This is a genomic window from Kordia periserrulae, assembly GCF_003054265.1.
Lineage (GTDB): Bacteria > Bacteroidota > Bacteroidia > Flavobacteriales > Flavobacteriaceae > Kordia > Kordia periserrulae.
Window position 1 is genome coordinate 1 of sequence record NZ_QBKT01000003.1, and the last position, 19,400, is coordinate 19,400.

Annotated in this window: 18 protein-coding genes; 5 read left to right on the forward strand and 13 right to left on the reverse strand. The window is 36.8% G+C overall.

Annotated elements, in window-relative coordinates; genetic code table 11:
* From C8N46_RS06820 to C8N46_RS06850, 7 genes are all read right to left on the reverse strand, one after another.
* On the reverse strand, positions 1-3,764 hold a 3,764-nt coding region (locus C8N46_RS06820; RefSeq protein ID WP_146169750.1), incomplete at its 3' end, for a PKD domain-containing protein.
* A gap of 299 nt (positions 3,765-4,063) precedes the next feature.
* Positions 4,064-4,894 (reverse strand): ABC transporter permease, encoded by an 831-nt coding sequence (locus tag C8N46_RS06825; protein WP_108114143.1) that lies wholly within the window; start codon positions 4,892-4,894, stop codon positions 4,064-4,066.
* Positions 4,895-4,911: 17 nt separating this feature from the next.
* Positions 4,912-5,814 carry an ABC transporter ATP-binding protein gene (locus C8N46_RS06830; RefSeq protein WP_108114144.1) on the reverse strand — a complete coding sequence of 301 codons (903 nt, stop codon included), beginning with the start codon at positions 5,812-5,814 and terminating at the stop codon, positions 4,912-4,914.
* Positions 5,815-5,955: 141 nt separating this feature from the next.
* The gene (locus C8N46_RS06835) at positions 5,956-7,014 is read right to left on the reverse strand and encodes a nucleoid-associated protein (RefSeq protein WP_108114145.1); all 1,059 of its coding nucleotides are present in this window, start codon (positions 7,012-7,014) and stop codon (positions 5,956-5,958) included.
* A gap of 130 nt (positions 7,015-7,144) precedes the next feature.
* Complete coding sequence (locus C8N46_RS06840) at positions 7,145-7,660, reverse strand: IS1096 element passenger TnpR family protein (RefSeq protein WP_108114146.1); 516 nt, start codon at positions 7,658-7,660, stop codon at positions 7,145-7,147.
* 24 nt (positions 7,661-7,684) lie between these two features.
* Positions 7,685-8,719: a COX15/CtaA family protein gene (locus C8N46_RS06845; protein ID WP_108114147.1), complete on the reverse strand. Its 1,035-nt coding sequence runs from the start codon at positions 8,717-8,719 to the stop codon at positions 7,685-7,687.
* Positions 8,720-10,144 (reverse strand): CCA tRNA nucleotidyltransferase, encoded by a 1,425-nt coding sequence (locus tag C8N46_RS06850; RefSeq protein ID WP_108114148.1) that lies wholly within the window; start codon positions 10,142-10,144, stop codon positions 8,720-8,722.
* A 312-nt stretch (positions 10,145-10,456) separates the two neighbouring features.
* On the opposite strand from C8N46_RS06850, the gene C8N46_RS06855 reads away from it, so the two are divergent.
* Positions 10,457-11,551 carry a hypothetical protein gene (locus C8N46_RS06855; RefSeq protein ID WP_108114149.1) on the forward strand — a complete coding sequence of 365 codons (1,095 nt, stop codon included), beginning with the start codon at positions 10,457-10,459 and terminating at the stop codon, positions 11,549-11,551.
* Positions 11,552-11,608: 57 nt separating this feature from the next.
* Here C8N46_RS06855 and C8N46_RS06860 read toward each other — a convergent pair whose 3' ends face one another.
* Complete coding sequence (locus C8N46_RS06860; protein ID WP_108114150.1) at positions 11,609-12,430, reverse strand: glycosyltransferase family 2 protein; 822 nt, start codon at positions 12,428-12,430, stop codon at positions 11,609-11,611.
* Between the two features lie 50 nt (positions 12,431-12,480).
* Between C8N46_RS06860 and C8N46_RS06865 the strand changes: the two genes are divergently transcribed.
* Positions 12,481-13,218, forward strand: coding sequence for a glycosyltransferase family 2 protein (locus C8N46_RS06865; protein WP_108114151.1), 738 nt, complete (start codon positions 12,481-12,483; stop codon positions 13,216-13,218).
* Between the two features lie 276 nt (positions 13,219-13,494).
* On the opposite strand, the gene C8N46_RS20940 is transcribed toward C8N46_RS06865, so the two are convergent.
* From C8N46_RS20940 to C8N46_RS06880, 4 genes are all read right to left on the reverse strand, one after another.
* A complete protein-coding gene (locus C8N46_RS20940; protein ID WP_262498070.1) occupies positions 13,495-13,623 on the reverse strand; it encodes a hypothetical protein in 129 nt (42 codons plus the stop codon).
* Between the two features lie 122 nt (positions 13,624-13,745).
* Complete coding sequence (locus tag C8N46_RS20400) at positions 13,746-13,904, reverse strand: hypothetical protein (RefSeq protein WP_158269099.1); 159 nt, start codon at positions 13,902-13,904, stop codon at positions 13,746-13,748.
* 225 nt (positions 13,905-14,129) lie between these two features.
* On the reverse strand, positions 14,130-14,843 hold the full coding sequence (locus C8N46_RS06875) for an acetolactate decarboxylase (protein ID WP_108114580.1): 714 nt from the start codon (positions 14,841-14,843) through the stop codon (positions 14,130-14,132).
* A gap of 52 nt (positions 14,844-14,895) precedes the next feature.
* Positions 14,896-15,615 (reverse strand): polysaccharide deacetylase family protein, encoded by a 720-nt coding sequence (locus C8N46_RS06880; protein ID WP_108114153.1) that lies wholly within the window; start codon positions 15,613-15,615, stop codon positions 14,896-14,898.
* Positions 15,616-15,778: 163 nt separating this feature from the next.
* Between C8N46_RS06880 and C8N46_RS06885 the strand changes: the two genes are divergently transcribed.
* From C8N46_RS06885 to C8N46_RS06895, 3 genes are all read left to right on the forward strand, one after another.
* Entirely contained in the window at positions 15,779-16,534 is a 756-nt protein-coding gene (locus tag C8N46_RS06885) for a glycosyltransferase family 2 protein (protein WP_108114154.1), read from the forward strand.
* A 1-nt stretch (position 16,535) separates the two neighbouring features.
* Positions 16,536-17,606, forward strand: a complete 1,071-nt coding sequence (locus tag C8N46_RS06890) for a glycosyltransferase family 4 protein (protein WP_108114155.1) — start codon at positions 16,536-16,538, stop codon at positions 17,604-17,606.
* 153 nt (positions 17,607-17,759) lie between these two features.
* Entirely contained in the window at positions 17,760-18,353 is a 594-nt protein-coding gene (locus C8N46_RS06895) for a hypothetical protein (protein WP_108114156.1), read from the forward strand.
* Between the two features lie 92 nt (positions 18,354-18,445).
* Here C8N46_RS06895 and C8N46_RS06900 read toward each other — a convergent pair whose 3' ends face one another.
* Positions 18,446-19,396 (reverse strand): hypothetical protein, encoded by a 951-nt coding sequence (locus tag C8N46_RS06900; protein ID WP_108114157.1) that lies wholly within the window; start codon positions 19,394-19,396, stop codon positions 18,446-18,448.
* Positions 19,397-19,400: the final 4 nt, after the last annotated feature.

Genomic DNA, 19,400 nt, shown 5'->3' on the forward strand with positions numbered 1-19,400 from the left:
TTGGTAATAGAAAAACATCCTGTTACTTGGTCTTCCACGCGTACCCAGATGATTTGTGGACTCGGTGGAATGTTGCTATAGGCATTTGGATTGTTTATCTCGCCTGCGGCAGTTCCAGCGATGGCATTTGCCTGGGTGTTATAGTAACGAATTGTATGAGTTATTGGGTCTTCGCCGTTTAGAATGTCAGTCTGAGCCTGTGTTAAATCAAATTGTGCGATTTGATCTCCAGTAATATCATCACATTCCGCTAAGGTTAGGGTATCGAGTGCGGCTATCTCTGGTGAATCATGCACGATTAACGCGAGTGACACTACATTGTAACATCCCGTAAGGACATTCTCCACACGTACATACAGTGTTTGATTGTACGGATTGATGTTGCTATAGGTATCAGCGAGTGCATTGACATTGTTGTCTGCATCTTCTGGAGTTTCGTGGTAGGTCACTGTGACTTGACCTGGTAATACACCACCTGTGATTTCACTCTCAGAGCTTCTGATATTAAAGATGCCGATACCGTCGTTGTCCGTGTCACAGTATTCGAGTGGAGTAGGAGTGTTAGTTATAGGAGCTTCATTCACATCAATATTAAAGCTAGTGGTGCTGTAACATCCAGTTATTCCGTGCTCTACACGCGCAAAGATGGTTTGTGGATTTACTGTATTTGTGAATGGAGACGCTAATGCATTTACATTATTATCTGCATCCGCTTGACTGATAAAGTATTGAACGGAAACGTCAGTTTGTGTTCCTGCAATTTCAGCCGATTTTATGTTTAAATCTACAGCAGTGAAACCATCAAAAGGAGTTTCATCACATACAATTAAATCGGTTGGCATATTTGCTATAGGATTTTCATTGATGATGAGTTCAAACGTCATTTCGGTATTGACACAGTTTGTCACCGTGTTTTCCGCGCGTACGTAAATTGTTCTTGGAAACGTTGTATACGGACTTGTGATAGCGTTTGTGTTGTTGTCAGCTTCTGCTTGCGATTCATGATAGGTAACGCTGATATTCGCTTGTCCGTTGATGACTTCTGGGTCTTTTGTGGTTAAGTCGAAAGTAAATTGATTTGGAATGTCACTACATGCAACATAGTCTGTAATTGTATTTGTATTAGGCAATGGATTTACCGTAAGCGTAATGTGTTCGCCCAAACCTAAACAAGAGTTGTTCGTTTCACTGTCTACTCGCACCACAATGTTTTGAACATTTGGAGAGGCATCGTTTCGGTGGTTGCTGATGTCAGCAATGGCATTTTGTTCTGCTAAGGCATCTGTAAAGTTTTCATAGTAAGTGATTGTCAAATTTTGTCCCATAGGAAATAGCGCGTTGATTTGCGCATCTGCATCACTAAAATCGAAAGCAGCGATTCCGTTGGTATTGTCACCATCTATAAGTGCATCATCACAGACTTCATAGTTGAGCTGGAATGTGTCTGGAATTTGCGTAGTTGCTACTAGTAGATTGACTTCTCCAGTACGGAAGCAACCATTTACGGTTTCAATTCGTGCATGTACCAATCCGCCATTCCCACTGTTGTAAGCTGTATCATTTGTGATAGGATTCGTAGCGTTTTGTGCGTCTGCTAAAGTTGTGTAATAGGTGAATGTTTCGTTAGCAGCATCATTGGATAGTAAAGAGTTTGCTTCTGTTAGGTTGAAATCAGATATTCCATCTGTATCATCGTCACATTGTTGTAGGGCAACAGGTTGTAAAACAATCGGAAGCGGATTCACTACCACATTAAATTGTACCGTATCGTAGCAGTTTGGATTGTCTACATTTTCAATTCGTGCAACGAGCGGATTTCCACCAGCAGAGGTATTTACATAAGTAGTTGCCAAGACGTTCATAGCATCGTCAGCGTCTGTTTGGTTTGCATAATAGCTAATGTTGAACTGCATCGGGTCTTGTCCGACTAAAACTTCAGTATCAATAGTAGAAAGGTCGAAGGTAGCAAAACCATTGGTGTCATCGCCATCGGTAGCATCGTCACAGAGCTCATAATCCATGACTGAATTTGCTGTAGGTTGATCAAACACATCAAAATCGAAAGAAGTGGTGTCAAAACAATCCGTATCGTTGTTGTTTTCGATGCGAACAAAAATGGTTTCCAATCCGTACGCAGTTTGGTTGGTGTACGGACTTGTGAGCGGATTCATATTTGTATCAGCATCTGCTTGATTTGCGTGATAGGTTACCGTAAACAATGTAGCGTCTTGTCCATTTAGTACATTTGTTGACAACGCAGCTAAGTCGAGCGTCCAAAATCCGTCATTATTGTCATCGCAGATGAGTTGGTCGTCTACTGGATTTGCGGTAGGTGTTTCGCTAATTGTAATATCCGTAGAGAAATTTTGAGTATTCACACCGCTGGTAATTTGTGCTGTAACCGTATATGTTCCTGCGGCAGTGTATGAATGTGAAGGTGTTTCAAGTGTAGACGTATTTCCATCGCCAAAATCCCAAGAAATATTATCAATAGTACTAGAAGTATTTACAGAGAAATCGGTTGGACTTCCTAAACATGTTCCTTGAAAGTTGATACTAGCTGAGAAAAAAGAGGTAATAAACGGAGGCAACCCGAAAACAGCGGTTCCTCCAATGGGAACACCAGCAGTATTGTATCCAGCAGCAGCACCATCGAGTTCAGGATTTGCGATGTAGTGTAGTGAATTAGAGCCGTTGATGACTCTATAAATTCGTCCGTCAATCGCTAATTGTAAAGCTCCGGGGCTATTGCTATTGGGACCATTGATTAGTGTTTGTGTTGCAGCAATACTTCCAATTGGATTTTCGACATTGTATTGAAGTAAGGTAGATTGATTTCCTGAGATTAATACCGTAGCATATAGTTTTCTACTTTCTGCTGAAAATTCAACACCATACGGCGAATCTCCAGTATAGATTTCTTCTACAGCACCACCATTTCCAACTTGTCCAGTTGCAGGATCAAAACTAAAAATGAAAATATTTCCAGGACCGTTGCTAGCATCATCATCATCAGAATAGTTTGCCATGGCTACTTTTGTTCCGTCAGGAGAAACTTTTAAATATCCTTGCGAATTACTACGATAGCCTGCTTCAGACAAAACTGGTCCGACTTGGGACGTAACTTCACTCGCAAGAGAAAATCCTGTGCTATCTACTCTGTAGGCATAAAAAGTATCCACGTAATGTGTAAGTACCCAAAAAAAGTTTCCGTCGCCTCGAACAGCCGTTACTTTTTCGGATGATCTTGGAAGGATTGGTAGGTTTTTTTCGGCAGGAAGAACATCTCCAAAACCGCCATCGAGCGACATGTCTACAACGGAGTAATTAAATCCACTTAAATTAGCGGGATTGTTTTCTCCAGGAAATAATCCGTCAACTGTAAAAACATAATAACGATTAGGATTTTCAGGTTGTGGAATTACGATAGCCGCTTGTGTACTGGTAGAACTTCCTAAAATATCCGTTCCGTTTGGCATTATTTGGTGATTTCTGTTCCAAATAGTTAAAATGTTTCCTTGCTGATCATTTTGATTGCTTCGTGAACCTACATAAAACAGTAAATTTCCATTTACATCAGAAATAGTAGCACAACCTTCGCTGGTTTGAAATTGTGGTGAAGCATCCGTTAAAGGCGTTGTGGCAAAGGTAACTGGGTCAAATCGGATTCCGGCACTATTTCCAAAATACCAGTTAGACGCTTCTCCCTGGGCATAAATGATAGTTGGTACAACGATAAGAATGAATAGTAAAATTTTTTTCATCTGAACTTGATATTTTTTCGGCGCAAACGCTTTATAATCCTGTGTAATAACTCTTTTACAGAATTTTTAGTATCTGATTTTATGATTGTTGACGATTTTTAAAAAAAGAGTAGGAGAGAAATACGATTGTATAAACGTACTCTGAATTTGTATTTTGGGAATAGAGCGCATTTTTACGACAGAATATTTCATAGCAATTTTCCATACTCAACAGGCGTCAAATATAATAATTCGCAACCAAAAAAAGAGCGAATTGCTCCGCTCTTTCTGTAAAATCTGTCCAATTTGTATGTATTTTGTTATAAATCTCTTCGTTTGAGGATTTGATAAGATGCTGTAATGTAAATAATCAACCAAACAATGGCTATGGCAACTTCGTACCAATATACGTTGAAGTCCGTCACAAAAAATTCTTCTGTACTGTGTATAGAGCCCATTCTGGTAAATGGTTCGTCAATTAAATTCCACATGGTTGTGAACGGGAAAAACTGCATGATTTCATTCGAAGTTTCATAATTGTACCATTTGAATCGGAACAACCCATAAAGGATTAATTCGGCAATAAACATGACAAATAAAAATCCTAATGCAAATGCCGAACGCTTTATCAAAACACCTACAAATAAACACAAGCTAAAGAAGGTCAAGAGTTTTACAAAATAGGCTAAGATGAACTCAGTACCTTGAAATATGGTGTCTAAATATAAATCAGCCGATGGCGTATTGGCAATTCCGATACTTGCAGTAATGATAAATACTAAGAGCGTTACCAAAGTTGTATAGGCAAGAATGAAATAAAACTTGGAAAGAATGATTTCTTTTTTGCTTAAACCGTCAATAAGGTTCTGTTTTAGGGTGCGATGACTGTACTCGTTTCCAATCATGGAGACGACGACAATGGCAAAGAAAAATTTGAAAAAGGCAATAAAAAATGTCGTGATATGCCAAATGTACGGAAAGTGAAAAATTTTAGTTTCCGAAAGGTCAATGACAAACATACCAAAGAAATTAATTCGTATGGTAGAGAGAATCAATATGGAAAGTGGAAACACAAACGAAACGTAGATGAGTATTCTACTCGTTCGATTAAGCCAAAGTTTTTGAAATTCTATTTGTAATAAACGTAACATAGTCGTGATGGGATAAATTAGTTGGATTGATTTTCGGTAAGTTGTAAAAATTGCTCTTCCAAGCTTTCTTTACGATTGACTAAATGCGATAACACAATGCCTTGTTCAAACATAGCTTTGTTAAAATCGGAAGCACTTAGTGGTGCGGTTAAAAAGGCTTTGATAAGTCCTTCTTCTTTGGTTATTTTCCCAAACGATTCATGTTTTTCTAAAATAGCAATAAGTTCGGCTTCTTTGTCAGTTTTCAATTCAAAAAATCCTTGACTAGCCACCATTTCATCTACGCGACCCGAATAAATTTTGACACCTTTTCGTAAAATAACCACATGCGAACATACTTTTTCTACTTCATCTAATAAATGCGAAGCCAATAAAATAGTAGTTCCTTGCGTGGCAATTTCTTTGATAATTTCTCTAATTTGATGAATTCCTTGCGGGTCGAGTCCGTTGGTAGGCTCGTCCAAAATTAAAATTTCAGGATCGTTCAACAGCGCAGAAGCAATCGCCAATCGCTGTTTCATTCCCAACGAAAATGTTTTGAATTTGCTGTCTTTTCGGTCTAAAAGTCCAACAATTTTTAACTTCTCGTCAATTTTATTGGTAGATACACTTTTAATTTTACAAACCAGCTTCAAGTTGTCATAAGCGGTCATGTACGGGTAAAAATTTGGACGTTCTATAATTGCGCCCACGCGTTTCAAAGCATCGTGTACAGCCACATTTCCGTTGAACCATTTAAAGTTTCCAGAAGTTTTGTTGACCACATTTAAGACCATTCCCAACGTAGTCGATTTTCCACTTCCGTTCGGTCCCAAAATGCCGTACACATTTCCTTTTTCTATGGTAAATGAGAGGTTTTGTACTGCTTTAACGTTCTTGTAATTCTTACTCAGGTTTTGCAGTGAGAGGATTGTTTCCAAGATATATAGTTTTTTGATTGATTGTATTTAGTTGACGACTTAAACGAAAAATTGTTACAAGATACTAATGCATTCATGAATTTTATACTATTGAAGCAAAAAAGAAAAGCCTTTACTTTCGCGGTAAAGGCTTTCTATTATTTATGATTTCTGCTCTTTGTTAAAATACACCAAATAATAATACATCTGCTTTTCTTCATCCCAACCTTTTTCGACAAATTTTTCAGCCGATTCTGGATTGATAAAGTCCATTTTGATTTGAATATTGGTATCTAAACTAATCGTATTCTTGATGCTTTTTCGCGCCGAAGAAACCGCTTTATTGGCAATTGGAAACTCCGAAATGTCTTCAATGCTGTATTTTGGTCCTTTTTCTACTTTATAATGCTTAAACTCTGGAATCAAATCTGGATTTTCAATGACATCGTTTAAAAACTGGGTTTCTTCAAAGGTATCATTCTTCGCAAAATGATTCACCGCGCGGTTCATAAACATGACTTCTTCTTTTTTATCTTCCGCAGGAAACACCACGTCTTTTGCAAAATCTTGACAGAACTTTAGGTATTTTTTCGTGTAAAAGTTTTCATCTTCAAACACATCTACGCCGAGAAAATGGTCGAGCCAATATTTGGTATCGTATTTATTGCTGTCTACCGACAAAATTTTATACCCTTCTTCTTTTTTAACGTTGAAAATGATACAGCCTTTGTCCAGTTTATTCAGCGAAACACCTTGTTGTAACAACACAGCTAAGTTGTTGCCTTTTTCTTCAAACTGTAAAAAATCGTGCTTGATTTCCGATTTAAAAATTCCCACAGCATCTACTTTCTCATTGTCAATCACCACATTTTCAAAATGTCCTACATACACTTCACCACTTTTAATATGCGGATGTTGTGATTGTTCAAACAATAACGAAGCTACTTTTTTAGAATTTTCATGAACACTCGAAGGATCGTTGAAAATATCCGTTACAATCGTGTACAGTTGATTGAATTCCAAATCGACTTCATTGACAAACTGAAAGTAATTTTCTTCTTTATCGCGAAAGGGTTTAAAAAAATATTCTTTCAATAATGGCGTAATTTCGTCCGTTAATTGGTACGGTTCTGAAGAAAGAAATACATTTTCGTTTCTGCTTTTATTTCCAACCTTGTGGATAGAAATGTCATTAATTTGTGCGCTGTATAAATTAATCATGCGTTAGGTGTGATTTTTTTGTTGCTGGTTACTAGTTGTTAGCGGGATGCTGAAAACTGAAAATTGAGAACTGAAAACTGAAAACTGAGACAGCTGAGTTTACCGAAGCTGGTAGCTGAGCTCGTCGAAGCTAGTTCCAGTTTTCGTCGAAATTCAAGCTGTCGTAGTCGTTGATGTCTAAATCATCGTCATCATCAAATCCGTACGGATCTTCGTCTTCGTCTGCTTCAAACTGTTTATCGGGAGCGCTGTCGGGTAAAATTCCGTGTGAAAATAACAGGTTCGGATACAAAATACCATTCATCGGTTCTGCAATTTCTGCCAATTCTATCAAAAACGTCCACATATTCAAGAAATCGTACACGTAAATCATACGGGTTTGGTCTTCCGAAAAAATACTGTCGAGCGTTGTTTCATTCATCAATAAGATAGGATTGTCTCCATCGCCCATATCAAACTGTGAAATTTCCTCACCTTGATTCCAATCGTCGTCACTTGTGTAAAAAGACGCCATTTCCATTCCGTCAAAGCCAAAAGCCTGCGTAATGGCATTGCTGAAGTCTTCAAACGTAGCTTCTTCTTCTATTTCGATGTCTCTAAAAACATCTTCTGTTGCGTCAAGTATTATTCTAAATCTAAAAATCATGCTCATTAAAATTGGACAGCAAATTTACAAACTTTCTGCGTTGTTTTGTGCTTTCCGCGCTTCTAAGATTAAATAAAATTGAATTCCGAAAAGAATCGTCGCCAATACGATGTGAATCGTTTGGGTTCCGAATGGAAAATTGAAGTAGTACATGGCAATTCCCGAAAGGATTTCCAACACTAATAAAACCAATACCCAATTGACTTTAGTGAAGCCTAAAGCGAGTTTTTTATATCGGTAAAACAACCAAATATTCACCAATAAAACCACGATAGAGAACGTTCGATGAATGTAAAAATCCAACTCCGGAGTTGCCAACCACAGTGATTTTGCCGTTTCGCCCACAATTTTTACTTGCTCGTCTACAAACTGTCGTACTTGCGTTCCTAACACAATTTGAATCACTGTCAACACAATAGAAGCATAGAGCAATTTGGTAAATGTCGCATCCGCTTTGTGTGTTTTTATTTTGGCGGATGTGGCGTGAACAATGTATAATAATGCGGCAACAATCAACAATGCCATCATCATGTGTGTCGTAATTTTAAACGGCGCTAAGTTAGAATCGACCACTGTTTTTCCCAACCAAGCTTGAAATCCCATTCCAGCAACGGTAAAAAATGATAAAATGGTGATGACTTTTTGCTCTTTCCAATACCAACACGAACCGACAAATAGTAGTAAAGTTGCCAATCCAGCCAACGCGCCAAACAAACGATTGATATATTCAACCCAGGTATGAAACGCATTAAACTTAGCGTAATCGTGTTTGGTATAGGTTTCCCAATTTTCAGCGTTAAACGCAGTCGTTGTGGTAAAATCTTCTTTGGCAACTTGCAAGGTTTCGTCCACAATAATCACCATGCCATCTTCATAAAAATGATTCGGTTGCCATTGCAATTGCGCTTCTTCCGTTGGCGGAATGTAATAGCCAAAACATTTTGGCCAGTCTGGACAGCCCATGCCGCTGCCTGTCATACGCACCACAGCGCCCGCAATGATAACAATATACACTAAAGTTAACGTGACTTTTGCGATGGTGTGAAAATGCTTCTTCATTTATCGTTCTATATGTTCAACAAGTCCTAATTCTTTTCCTTTGGCAATCATAAATTCGCGTGCCGCTTCGTATTCGTTCGGAATATCGCCTTCTAAAATGGCTTCTTTTATTGCGTGTTTTATAATGCCGATTTCTCGGGATGGTTTCAAATTAAAGGTCTGCATGATTTCTTCACCCGAAACTGGTGGCTGAAAATTACGCACGTGATCGCGTTCTTCCACTTCCACAATTTTTTCACGAACCATTTTGAAATTGTTGTGATAACGCTCAAATTTCTTTGGATTTTTCGTGGTGATGTCTGCTTCGCAAAGTGTCATTAAGTCGTCTACATGCTCGCCTGCATCAAACACCAAACGACGCACGGCAGAATCCGTAACACTGTCTTGCGATAACACAATCGGTCGCGAACTCATCGTGACCATCTTTTGCACGAATTTCATTTTTTCATTCAACGGCATGCGCAAACGCTTGAAGAGTTTGTACACCATTTTTCCACCTATAAATTCATGTCCGTGAAAGGTCCAACCTTGTTTTTTATTGAATTTTTTTGTCGGAGCTTTTCCAATATCGTGCAACAACGCTGCCCAACGCAACCATACATTATCCGTGTTTTCTGAAATATTGTCAACAACTTCTAGTGTGTGATAAAAATTGTCTTTATGACGTTGTCCTTCTTTTTCGTCAATGCCTTTCAGCGCGACTAATTCTGGTAAAATGTATGGTAACAGGTTCGTTTTTTCTAACAGTTTAAAACCGATAGAAGGCGTTTCGCTCATGAGAATTTTGTTCAATTCTACGACAATTCGTTCTTTAGAAATGATTTCAATGCGTTTGCAATTACGAGTGATGGCTTTTAGCGAAACCGGATCTATGGTAAAGTTCAATTGTGTTGCAAAACGAATGGCGCGCATCATACGCAACGGGTCGTCCGAAAAGGTAATATCTGGATCTAACGGCGTGACAATTCGCTTATTTTCCAAATCTTGCAAACCGCCAAACGGATCGAGTAAGTCTCCAAAACTGTCTTCGTTCAGACTCAACGCGAGTGCATTAATGGTAAAATCACGACGGTTTTGATCGTCTTGCAAAGTTCCGTTTTCCACTGCGGGATTTCGACTGCCGCGTTCGTAACTTTCTTTGCGTGCGCCTACAAACTCAATTTCAATGTCTTTCGTTTTAATCATGGCAGTTCCATAATTTTTAAACACTTGCACGTTTGGTTTGTTCGGCAGGAGCGAAGCCACTTTTTTCGCGAGTGCAATACCGCTTCCAACTGCCACAATATCAATATCTTTTGCATCGCCGCGCTTTAGGAGAAAATCGCGCACAAAACCGCCGATTACATAGGTTTCTAACTGTAATTCGGACGCTGCTTTAGAAATGACTGAAAATATGTTGGATTGTAAGGCTTCTTTGTAATTCATGCACTGCGGTAAATTGGATTGCAAATTTACGAATGTTTTCTTTATTTTTCGAATGTATGAAGGTCTTTTGGGTGTTTTTTGTTATTCGTTTTTGCCTGCACTGAGCTTGCCGAAGTGTCGATTTGTTTTTTGTCAATTTGTTAATTTGTTTTTTTCGCTTCGCTCAGTTGTGGGTTTTCTGTTGTGAGTTGGTTTCAATTTATAATTTGAAAATGATTTTGGTTTTTTGTAGGAATATTGTAGTTTTAGAAATAGTTAAATTCTTGAAAATTTAAATTTATATTAATCGATTTATCATTTCAAACTAATTAAATGAAGAAAACAATTGGAAAGCCTGAAAATTGGCAGGATTTTGAATCTCTTTGTAAAAAGCTTTGGGGTGAGATATGGGAAATTCCAAATAAAATAAAAAAGAATGGACGCTTGGGACAAAATCAAGCAGGAGTTGATGTGTATGGTATACCTAAAGGGGAAAATCGATATTGGGGAATACAAGCAAAAGGTAAGGATGATTATTCTAGTGCGAAACTTACCAAATCAGAAATCATAGAGGAAATTATTAAAGCTAAAAAATTTGAACCTAATTTAGCTGTATATATAATTGCTACTACTTCAAATAAAGATGCTAAAATCGAAAAATTTGTCAGATTAAAGGATATCGAGAATCAAAAAAATGGTTCTTTTGAAATATTGCTATTTTGTTGGGAGGATATTGTAGATTTAATCGAAGATAATCAAGATACATATAATTGGTATCTAAATGGAATAGGGCAAAGAGGAAGATTTGATTTTGATATTTCTTTTAATGATTTAAAAAAATCATTGACTTTGAATCCAGTTTATGAAAAAACTATTACAAAGTTTAAAATGACAACCAAAACCGATTCACAATTATTAATTGAAAGTCTAAATTCCAATGAAAACTTATTAAATTTTAGTCAAATCCTATTGGACCCGTTTAATTTTAATCAAGTAAACAAATCTTGGGTAGATTTTGAATTGATAATGGAAAATAAGGGAGCAGTAGTTTTAGAAGATTGGCGTTTGATGATATTTTTTAAAGAAGGTGTCAGTCATCTTGATGATGGACATCCAATACTCCCAAAACTATCAACAACAATTTTTATAGATGATGAGGATAAGACCATTACCTATCATCCTAAAGATAATACTCCATTGATACAGAAAGATAATAGATTTTTCGAAATTTCTTTATTGCCAGAAATCAATTCAACAAAAATAGTCTTTGAATGGGAATTACTCGCTCGAGATTTTAATAAAAAAGGAATGGCTGAAATTGAAATTGAACCAAACTATATTGAAAAAATAGAGTATAATGAGGTTAATAAAGAATTAGATTTGGAAGATGATAAAATCGACATTTCATATTATGTAGTGAAAGGTTAAAAAAAATTAGTAAATGAAAAAAAAGCGCAGCCTTTCCCCATCAAAAAAATCTCAATACTACTTTTTAACAATCCCAAAATCCGTCCACTTCCGCTTTTCATCTTTGGTAGTCTTCCGAATTGCCAAATTCTTATCAATAGATTCCTGATTTTTATACCCACGCGGGTGATCTAAGTGTACGCAAACCGCACTGTAGCGAATTTGCTTGCTTTTCAGTCCGTAATTCATCAAGCGTTCGCCGAGTTCTCGGTCTTGTCCGCCGTATTGCATGCGTTCGTCAAAGCCGTTGATGGCAACAATGTCTTTTTTCCAACCCGAAGCGTTGTGTCCGTTCCAGCTGGCATTTGTGGGCGTAATAGTGTTGAGTACGCGCGATTTTAATCCTGTGGAAGTGAGTTTATTATTTTTAAACGAAGCTTTCAATCCGTGTTTCTTCAACCATTTCACATCAAAACAATTGCCTTCGTAAATATCTTCTTTGGTAATCAGTTTCGAAATATTCATCGGCAACATAAAGTATCCTCCCGAAAGGAAAAAACCTTCTTCACGATGCTTTACATGATGCTCTACAAAATCGGCACGCGGAATGCAATCGCCATCCGACATTATAATATACGGCGTGCTGCATTTGACAATCGCTTTGTTGAGAATTTGCGATTTCTGAAAACCGTTATCTTCATGCCATACATGTACAATTGGGTAAAAGACTTCTTTGCGGATTTCGTCAATCAAATCAATGGTTTCTTGCTTGGAACCGTCGTCTGCAATTACAATTTCAAACAAGCGATACGTCTGATTGTTATATCCGTGTAAAACTTTTGCCAACCACTCCGGAGAGTTGTACGTACTGATGATAATGGAAGTGTCTATTGTTGTCATACCGAGTGCAAAGATAAAGTTTTTTAGTAAGTTTGTGTTTTAAATTTATCATGCCAACACTATCTGTCATAATTCCTACGTATAACGAAGCGTTGTATCTGAAAGATGCGCTGTATTCGGTGCAATTTGCAGATGAAATTATTGTGATAGATTCGCTTAGTACGGACGAAACGGTTGCGATTGCAGAAGCGCACGATTGCAAAGTAATTTCACGCAAGTTTGATAATTTTTCCAATCAGAAGAATCACGCGTTACAGTTTGCTACCTGCGATTGGGTATTGTTTTTAGATGCGGACGAACGCATTACGTATCCGCTACAGCAAGAAATTATGCAAGCGATGCAATCGGGAAAACATACGGCATATAAATTGAATTTTCCACATTTTTACATGAATCGGTTTTTGTATTATCACAACAATGACGTAACGCGATTGGTCGTTCGTGAAAAGTGCCATTTTGAAGGAAATGTACACGAAAAATTGATTGTGGACGGTTCAGTTGGACAGCTCAAAAACAAAGTGTTGCATTACACTTACAAAGGCTTGTTGCATTACATCAGTAAAAAAGACAAATACGCGTGGTTTCAGGCGGAACGCATGTTGGAAAAAGGCAAAAAAGCAACCTATTTTCATTTAGCCTTCAAGCCGATGTATCGTTTTTTTCATGAATACATTGTAAAACGTGGATTTATGGATGGCGTGCCAGGTTTGGCAGTGGCTGGTATCAATGCGTATGGTGTTTTTTCGCGCTACGTAAAACTGATATTGCTCAAAAAAGGCATGCGATAAAACAATGTTACATGTAGTTTCGTACTATTCGTCTACAAATTACCCTTCATTTATCTAAAAAAAATAACGGGACCACCGATTAATCGTAATTTTGAGTAGTGTATTTTTCTAAATACATTACCCCTTTTTTATTACTACCAAAAGAGTTCTTTTTACGAGAGCTCTTTTGCCTCTAAATTATGGAGGCATTACAAAATCGGACTGAAAATTTATTCCAATAAAAAACCGAATCACACAAATCTATTTTGTGCAATTCGGCTTTAATAATTCAGTCGTTTATCGCGGACAATGACCAAATGAAACCCAGCACCATGCAGTTTTTCCACCTTTAATGGTTTTTTGAGTCGACATATCCACAATCAACTTTTTGTTTAATTTCAATAATGTACGTTTTTGTTTTTTCATGCTCATTAGTTTTAGTGTGTACCAATTCTACAATCATGCAAAGTGAACAAGTTTATGTGTTGCAAATAATGTAGAATTGGTGTTGTTAGTATTAAATTAAAGTTTAGGTAAAATTGCTCAAATTAACAGCTCATATACGATCCGCATGGATAAGTTTCATCTACCCAGCAGCAAATTGTACAGTTTGTGTGTCTTGTTTCTCCTCCTTTAACTTTGGTGTATTCCAAAGAAGAAATTGCCTTTTTATTCAATGATAATTTTTGTAAGTTTCTTTTTTTCATAATGAAATATTTTGTGATTAATTCTTTTCCAAAGTAAGACTGAAAAAACGCGAAAAACAATCCATTTTGCCTTCGTTTTATAAAATGAATTTTCTTTTAGAAAGATTTTTAAAAAATATAACTTATTGAAATAAAATGTGTTGCGAGAGGAGTTGTACTTATTGAAACTTTTTTAAATACTACTTTTGTACACGTTTAAAAGTTTTCAATTCACAAGTTGAAATCTTACTTTTTAGGTAAAAACAACTGCATTTTATCAATTTCCATCGCGTCCAAATGTCCCATTTTGTCTTTGTTTTTTGTGATTAAATGTAGATGGATGTTGGAATCGTGATGCGTAAAAATACCTTTATGTTCGGTAGAGAAGAAGCCAATAATTTCTACATCTTCGTTGGCTAACTCATAATTTGTCTGACCTTGATGCGCTTCTTTTGGTGAACTGACTTTGGTGCCTTTCGGCAGATTTTGAATGTGAATCGTAGCCGATTTGACAGTTCCTTTAAGTTTAAATGCGAACGGACGCTTGAAGGTTTTCGTTTCTTCGTCCACAAGTGCTTCAATATCTTTGATTGTTTTTATCTCATAAGGCAACGGAATCGTCATCCAATTGTTCACATTCGCATATACAAAAAACGGTGCGGAAACGTTGTAAGTTTCCTCAACATTCATGGTTGAATCGGAAGTTACTTTAGAGACATAACTTTTTCCATCGTTGATAAGCAATTCGCCTTGCAAATAACTCAGCGGACCAATACCGTACAAGCCTTTTTTAGTAGCAATCGTATCCAATTGTATTTTTCCTTGCAATTCGCCTTTCCACATCACATTTTTCATGGCACTGACGATTTTTACGTCGTCATACGTTGTGTATTTTTCTTTGGAAGACGATTCACAACTCACCAAAAAAATAAAAGTGCAAATTCCTAAAATGATTCTCATACGATTCATATTTGTCATGTAAAATAAACTCCTAAACATATAAACTTTTAAACTAAAAAAAAGATTTCCCGCGTTTCAACTTGGAAGCAAACTTTTTCAATGAATCTTCGCCTTTGATATCCAAACGTTGCACTTCGTACTTGTTTTTAAAAGGATAGCGATTCACGCGATTTCCAATGCGCAAACCAAACGCGACTTTGTGTTTGTGCAATGTTTCAAAAAATGCTTTTTGTTCTGGATTTTTTCGTGGAAATTTTCCATACGGATATGCCAAAACATTACTGACATTCAACTGATTTTCGACGATAAACTGTTTGCATTTTTCAAAATCTTCCTCAATTGCTGCTTCTGAAAGTTGATCGTATTTTTTGTGTGCAAAGGAATGCAATCCGAGTTCGATTGTGGCTTTATCCATGCTTTTCAATTGAGCAACCGACATGATATTTTCTGTTCCTGTATTCCATGCGTCAACGCCGCCAACATATTGAAACGGAATGTAAAAACAGGCTTTTAAACCATATTGTTGCAATAACGGATACGCCAATTCGAGTTGATTTACATAGACATCATCAAAGGTAATAATGACGGCTTTTTTAGGGAAATCTGCAGGCGATTTGAGTTGTTGTAAATTGCTAAAATGCAAACTTGTATAACCGTTTTCGTGCAAATACCGAAATTGCGCTTCCAAATTTTCCGTCGAAATCGTCAAACCGACACTTTTAGAAGCTTCCGTCGTTACAGCATGATACATTAAAATGGGCAGTTTGGGCATTTTTGTTTGGAATTGAAAGATTAAAAGATGGAATGATTCAAAAATTGCTTTTCAAAAATAAGATTCTTTTCATGATTTCATCGTTGCACATGGTAATCTTTATAAAATTAGTACTTTTGCTTTCATCATCAAAGTTCCATAAAAAAAGAAGCTTCTTCTTTATATGAATAGAAAAATTAGTGCTTTAGCGATTACGTATAACGAGGAAGACAATATTGAAAAGTATATTGCACAATTGTCGTTTGCGGACGAAATTATCATTGTTGATTCGTTTAGCACCGATAACACGGTAGAACTTGCTAAAAAACACAACGTCACTTTAATTCAGCGAACGTTTGACGATTTTTCATCCCAAAAAAACTTTGCGATAGACCAAGCTACGCACGATTGGATTACCTTTTTTGATTTGGACGAAGAAATTCCAACAGCGTTGGCGGATGAAATTGTCGCTACGGTAAATTCAGAAAATCCATTTAAAGTCTACCACGTTAAACGCGATTTTCACTTTATGGGAAAACGGATGAAATACAGCGGATTTCAAACGGATATTTCGGTACGCTTATTTCATAAAAAATACGGTCGCTATAACGGAAAACCGGTCCACGAAACGATTGAAACCACTGAAAAAATTGGTAAACTCAAGCACGCGGTTAAACATCAAACCTATAAAAATTTTGATAATTACAATCAAAAATTGAGTCACTACAGTCGTTTGCAAGCAGAAGCGTTGTACAAAAAAAATGTGCGCCCGAATGCGTATCATTTCTTCTTTCGTCCGTGGTATCGCTTTGTGCATCAGTACTTTTTGCGATTGGGAATTTTGGACGGAAAAGAAGGTTTTATTTTATGTTACGTTCACGCGTTTTCAGTGTTTAAGCGCTATTTGCAATTGTGGACGATGTATCGAAAAATAGACTAACATGAAAAACGTTTTTTTAGAATCGCATAATATTAAGAACTTGCATTTTGGCTTTGGGCAATTCAATTATCATTTGATAAAAGGTTTGTACGAAGCACAAATTGACGATTTTAAACTAACGCTTCACGCGAAAGATATCGGCAAACTCAAAGACGAATTCGGAGCGTATTTCGACTATAAAAAGTATCAATCTTTTCGTCGCTATCCGTTGTTGCGTATTCGTGAAAAATACGATTTGTGGCATTCGCTCAATCAAAACATAAAGATTGAACCCTATCACGATATTCCGTACTTGTTGACGGTACATGATGTGAATTTTATCGAAGAAGAATCGAGCGACATGAACCACGAGCGCAATGTCCGTTTTCGTGAAAAACTCGAACGAAGCAGCGCGATTACCTATATTTCCAACTTTGCAAAACAATCGACTCATCAATATTTTGACGTTCCGAATGTGCCAGAATACGTGATTTACAACGGAAATCCGATTCGTGAAGTGACGCTTCCTGAAAACTATCAGCCGAAATTGGTTTCCGACAAACCGTATTTGTTTAGCATAGGTGAATTTACACCGCGAAAAAATTTTCACACTTTAGTGGAAATGTTGGCCTTGTTGCCCGATTATAATTTGATTCTTTCCGGAAATAACAATACCGAATACGCCAATGGAAAATTGGCAGAAACCATTCAAAAATACAATCTGCAAAAGCGTGTCATCATCACGGGAAAAATTGGCGATTTGGAAAAGCAATATTACTTACAAAACTGTACGGCATTTGTATTTCCGTCGCTGCGAGAAGGTTTTGGAATTCCACCAATAGAAGCCATGCGATTTGGAAAACCAGTGTTTTTATCCAACAAAACATCCTTACCTGAAATTGGTGGCGAGCATGCGTTTTTTTGGGATACCTATGATGCAGAATATATGGCAACCGTTTTTGAAAATGGAATGCATACGTTTGAAACCAATAAACAATCTTACGAAAGTGCGTACATTCAACGTGCCAAAAGCTTTGATTGGAACGAAACTGCCAAGAAATATGCGGAAGTGTATAGGGAATTGCTTTTTTAGGTGTTCACTTCGGCAAGTTTAGTGTAGAGTATTTGATATTTTTGTATTGTATCCTGCGTCCTAAATCTTGACTCTTGAATCTTGATTCAAAAAAAACACACGCAACCTTTTTTAAAATTAAACATCTAAGTAATAGATTTAAAACTGTATTTTATGAAAAAATTTGTATTGAGTTTAGTTGTTTTGATAACTTTTTTAGCCTGTAGTGTAGATGATGTAGGATCTGATTTAACTCAACAAGCAGCTAACAATCAGACGGAACCAGAATGTGTGATAGATGTCACTACCACACCCGACATCATGGGAACCACTTGGGAACGTACCAGTTTTGTTATTGAAAGTCCAATAGACGGGAACAATGACGGCGTGTATTCCACAGAATTAGAAGATGAATATAACTGTCAGGCAGATCCCTTAGTGTTTGGGACAGATTTTAGAACAAAAGATCCGACTTTGAATAATGTAATGTTTCAAGTAATGGATGACGGAAATGGAAATCTTTCGCAACTAATCAATTGTTTGATTGGCGATGGTTTATTGATAAACTATACGCAAGACGGCAATACGATAAATTACTGTTTTAATGGTAACTTGCTTTTTTCAGGAACACTTTCTGATGACAATCAATCATTGACATTCAATTTTCCTTTTCAAGGTTTCTTTTTTCCAAACAACCCAATTCTCCAGCCAGATGGAAGTACTGTAGATTATCAAGGTGGTGCTATTCTAACGTATACACGTCAGTAGTTTAGCGAGAAAAAAATATCATAAATCAATTATTTAGTTTTTAGAGTAAAAGAGGTTTTTTAGAAGATTGAAATTTTCTAAAAGCCTCTTTTTTATAATTCAAAAATCGGTTGTACCCAATTTTCTATTTTGTATTTGGAAAGAATCTTCTCGTCGATTTCCATGTAGGGAGAAGTCACGAAATTCTCAGGAATTTCAATAGCATGTTCATCAACCACAAGAATGTTTTGCGGATGGTAAAAATCATAATTCACAATGTCTTTATTGGTGGTGATGAGTTTTTTACGATGTCCCAAGGCTTCAAAGATGCGGAAGGATAAACCAACTTGCTCGGTGCGTTGAATTTCCACAATAATCTTAGCTTTTTGAATCAGTTGTGACACTTCTTGAATGGATTTTTGCGTCGTGATGATTTCTACATAGTCTGCAGGCATTTCGCTTCCGTTGTAAACTTGAATGTTATAACTCCAATCGTTCTTTTTCAAGTATTTTGCGAGATTTTCAAGCAGTGGAAAACGGTAATCGTTGGTAGAAATATTAAAAAATTGATAGTCAAATTGCGCGTGATTGCTTTCTTCAAAAATATAATTCGTCAAAAATTCTAAATTGTATTTCTCTGCATCCAATCGGTCGTAACTGTATATTTTATCAAACATCGGAATAATATCCACTTTTCGCGGAAAGCGACGCGTGCTATCATAATAATAGGCAATAAATTGTTCTGTGTGATTCTTTATGAATTGCAAAACAGCATCCGACAACATATCTGGGCGAATGATGAAAACCATGTCTTGCATTGCCAATTCACGAACCGAAGCTTTGATACGGTCAGAAACAAAGGTCTTTTTTAAGTTCTTTCCTAAGAATAATTTCGAGAAAAAATTTTGTGCTTTGTGAAACGCATTTTTATACTGAAACGCAGGTTTGTCCAAATATAAAATGGACGCTTCTACGTTTGGATACTGTTGCAAAGCCTTGTGAATATGCGCTGTGTACCCAAAGGCAAAAGGTGCGATGACGAGTATTTTTTTTGGCGATTTCAAAAGT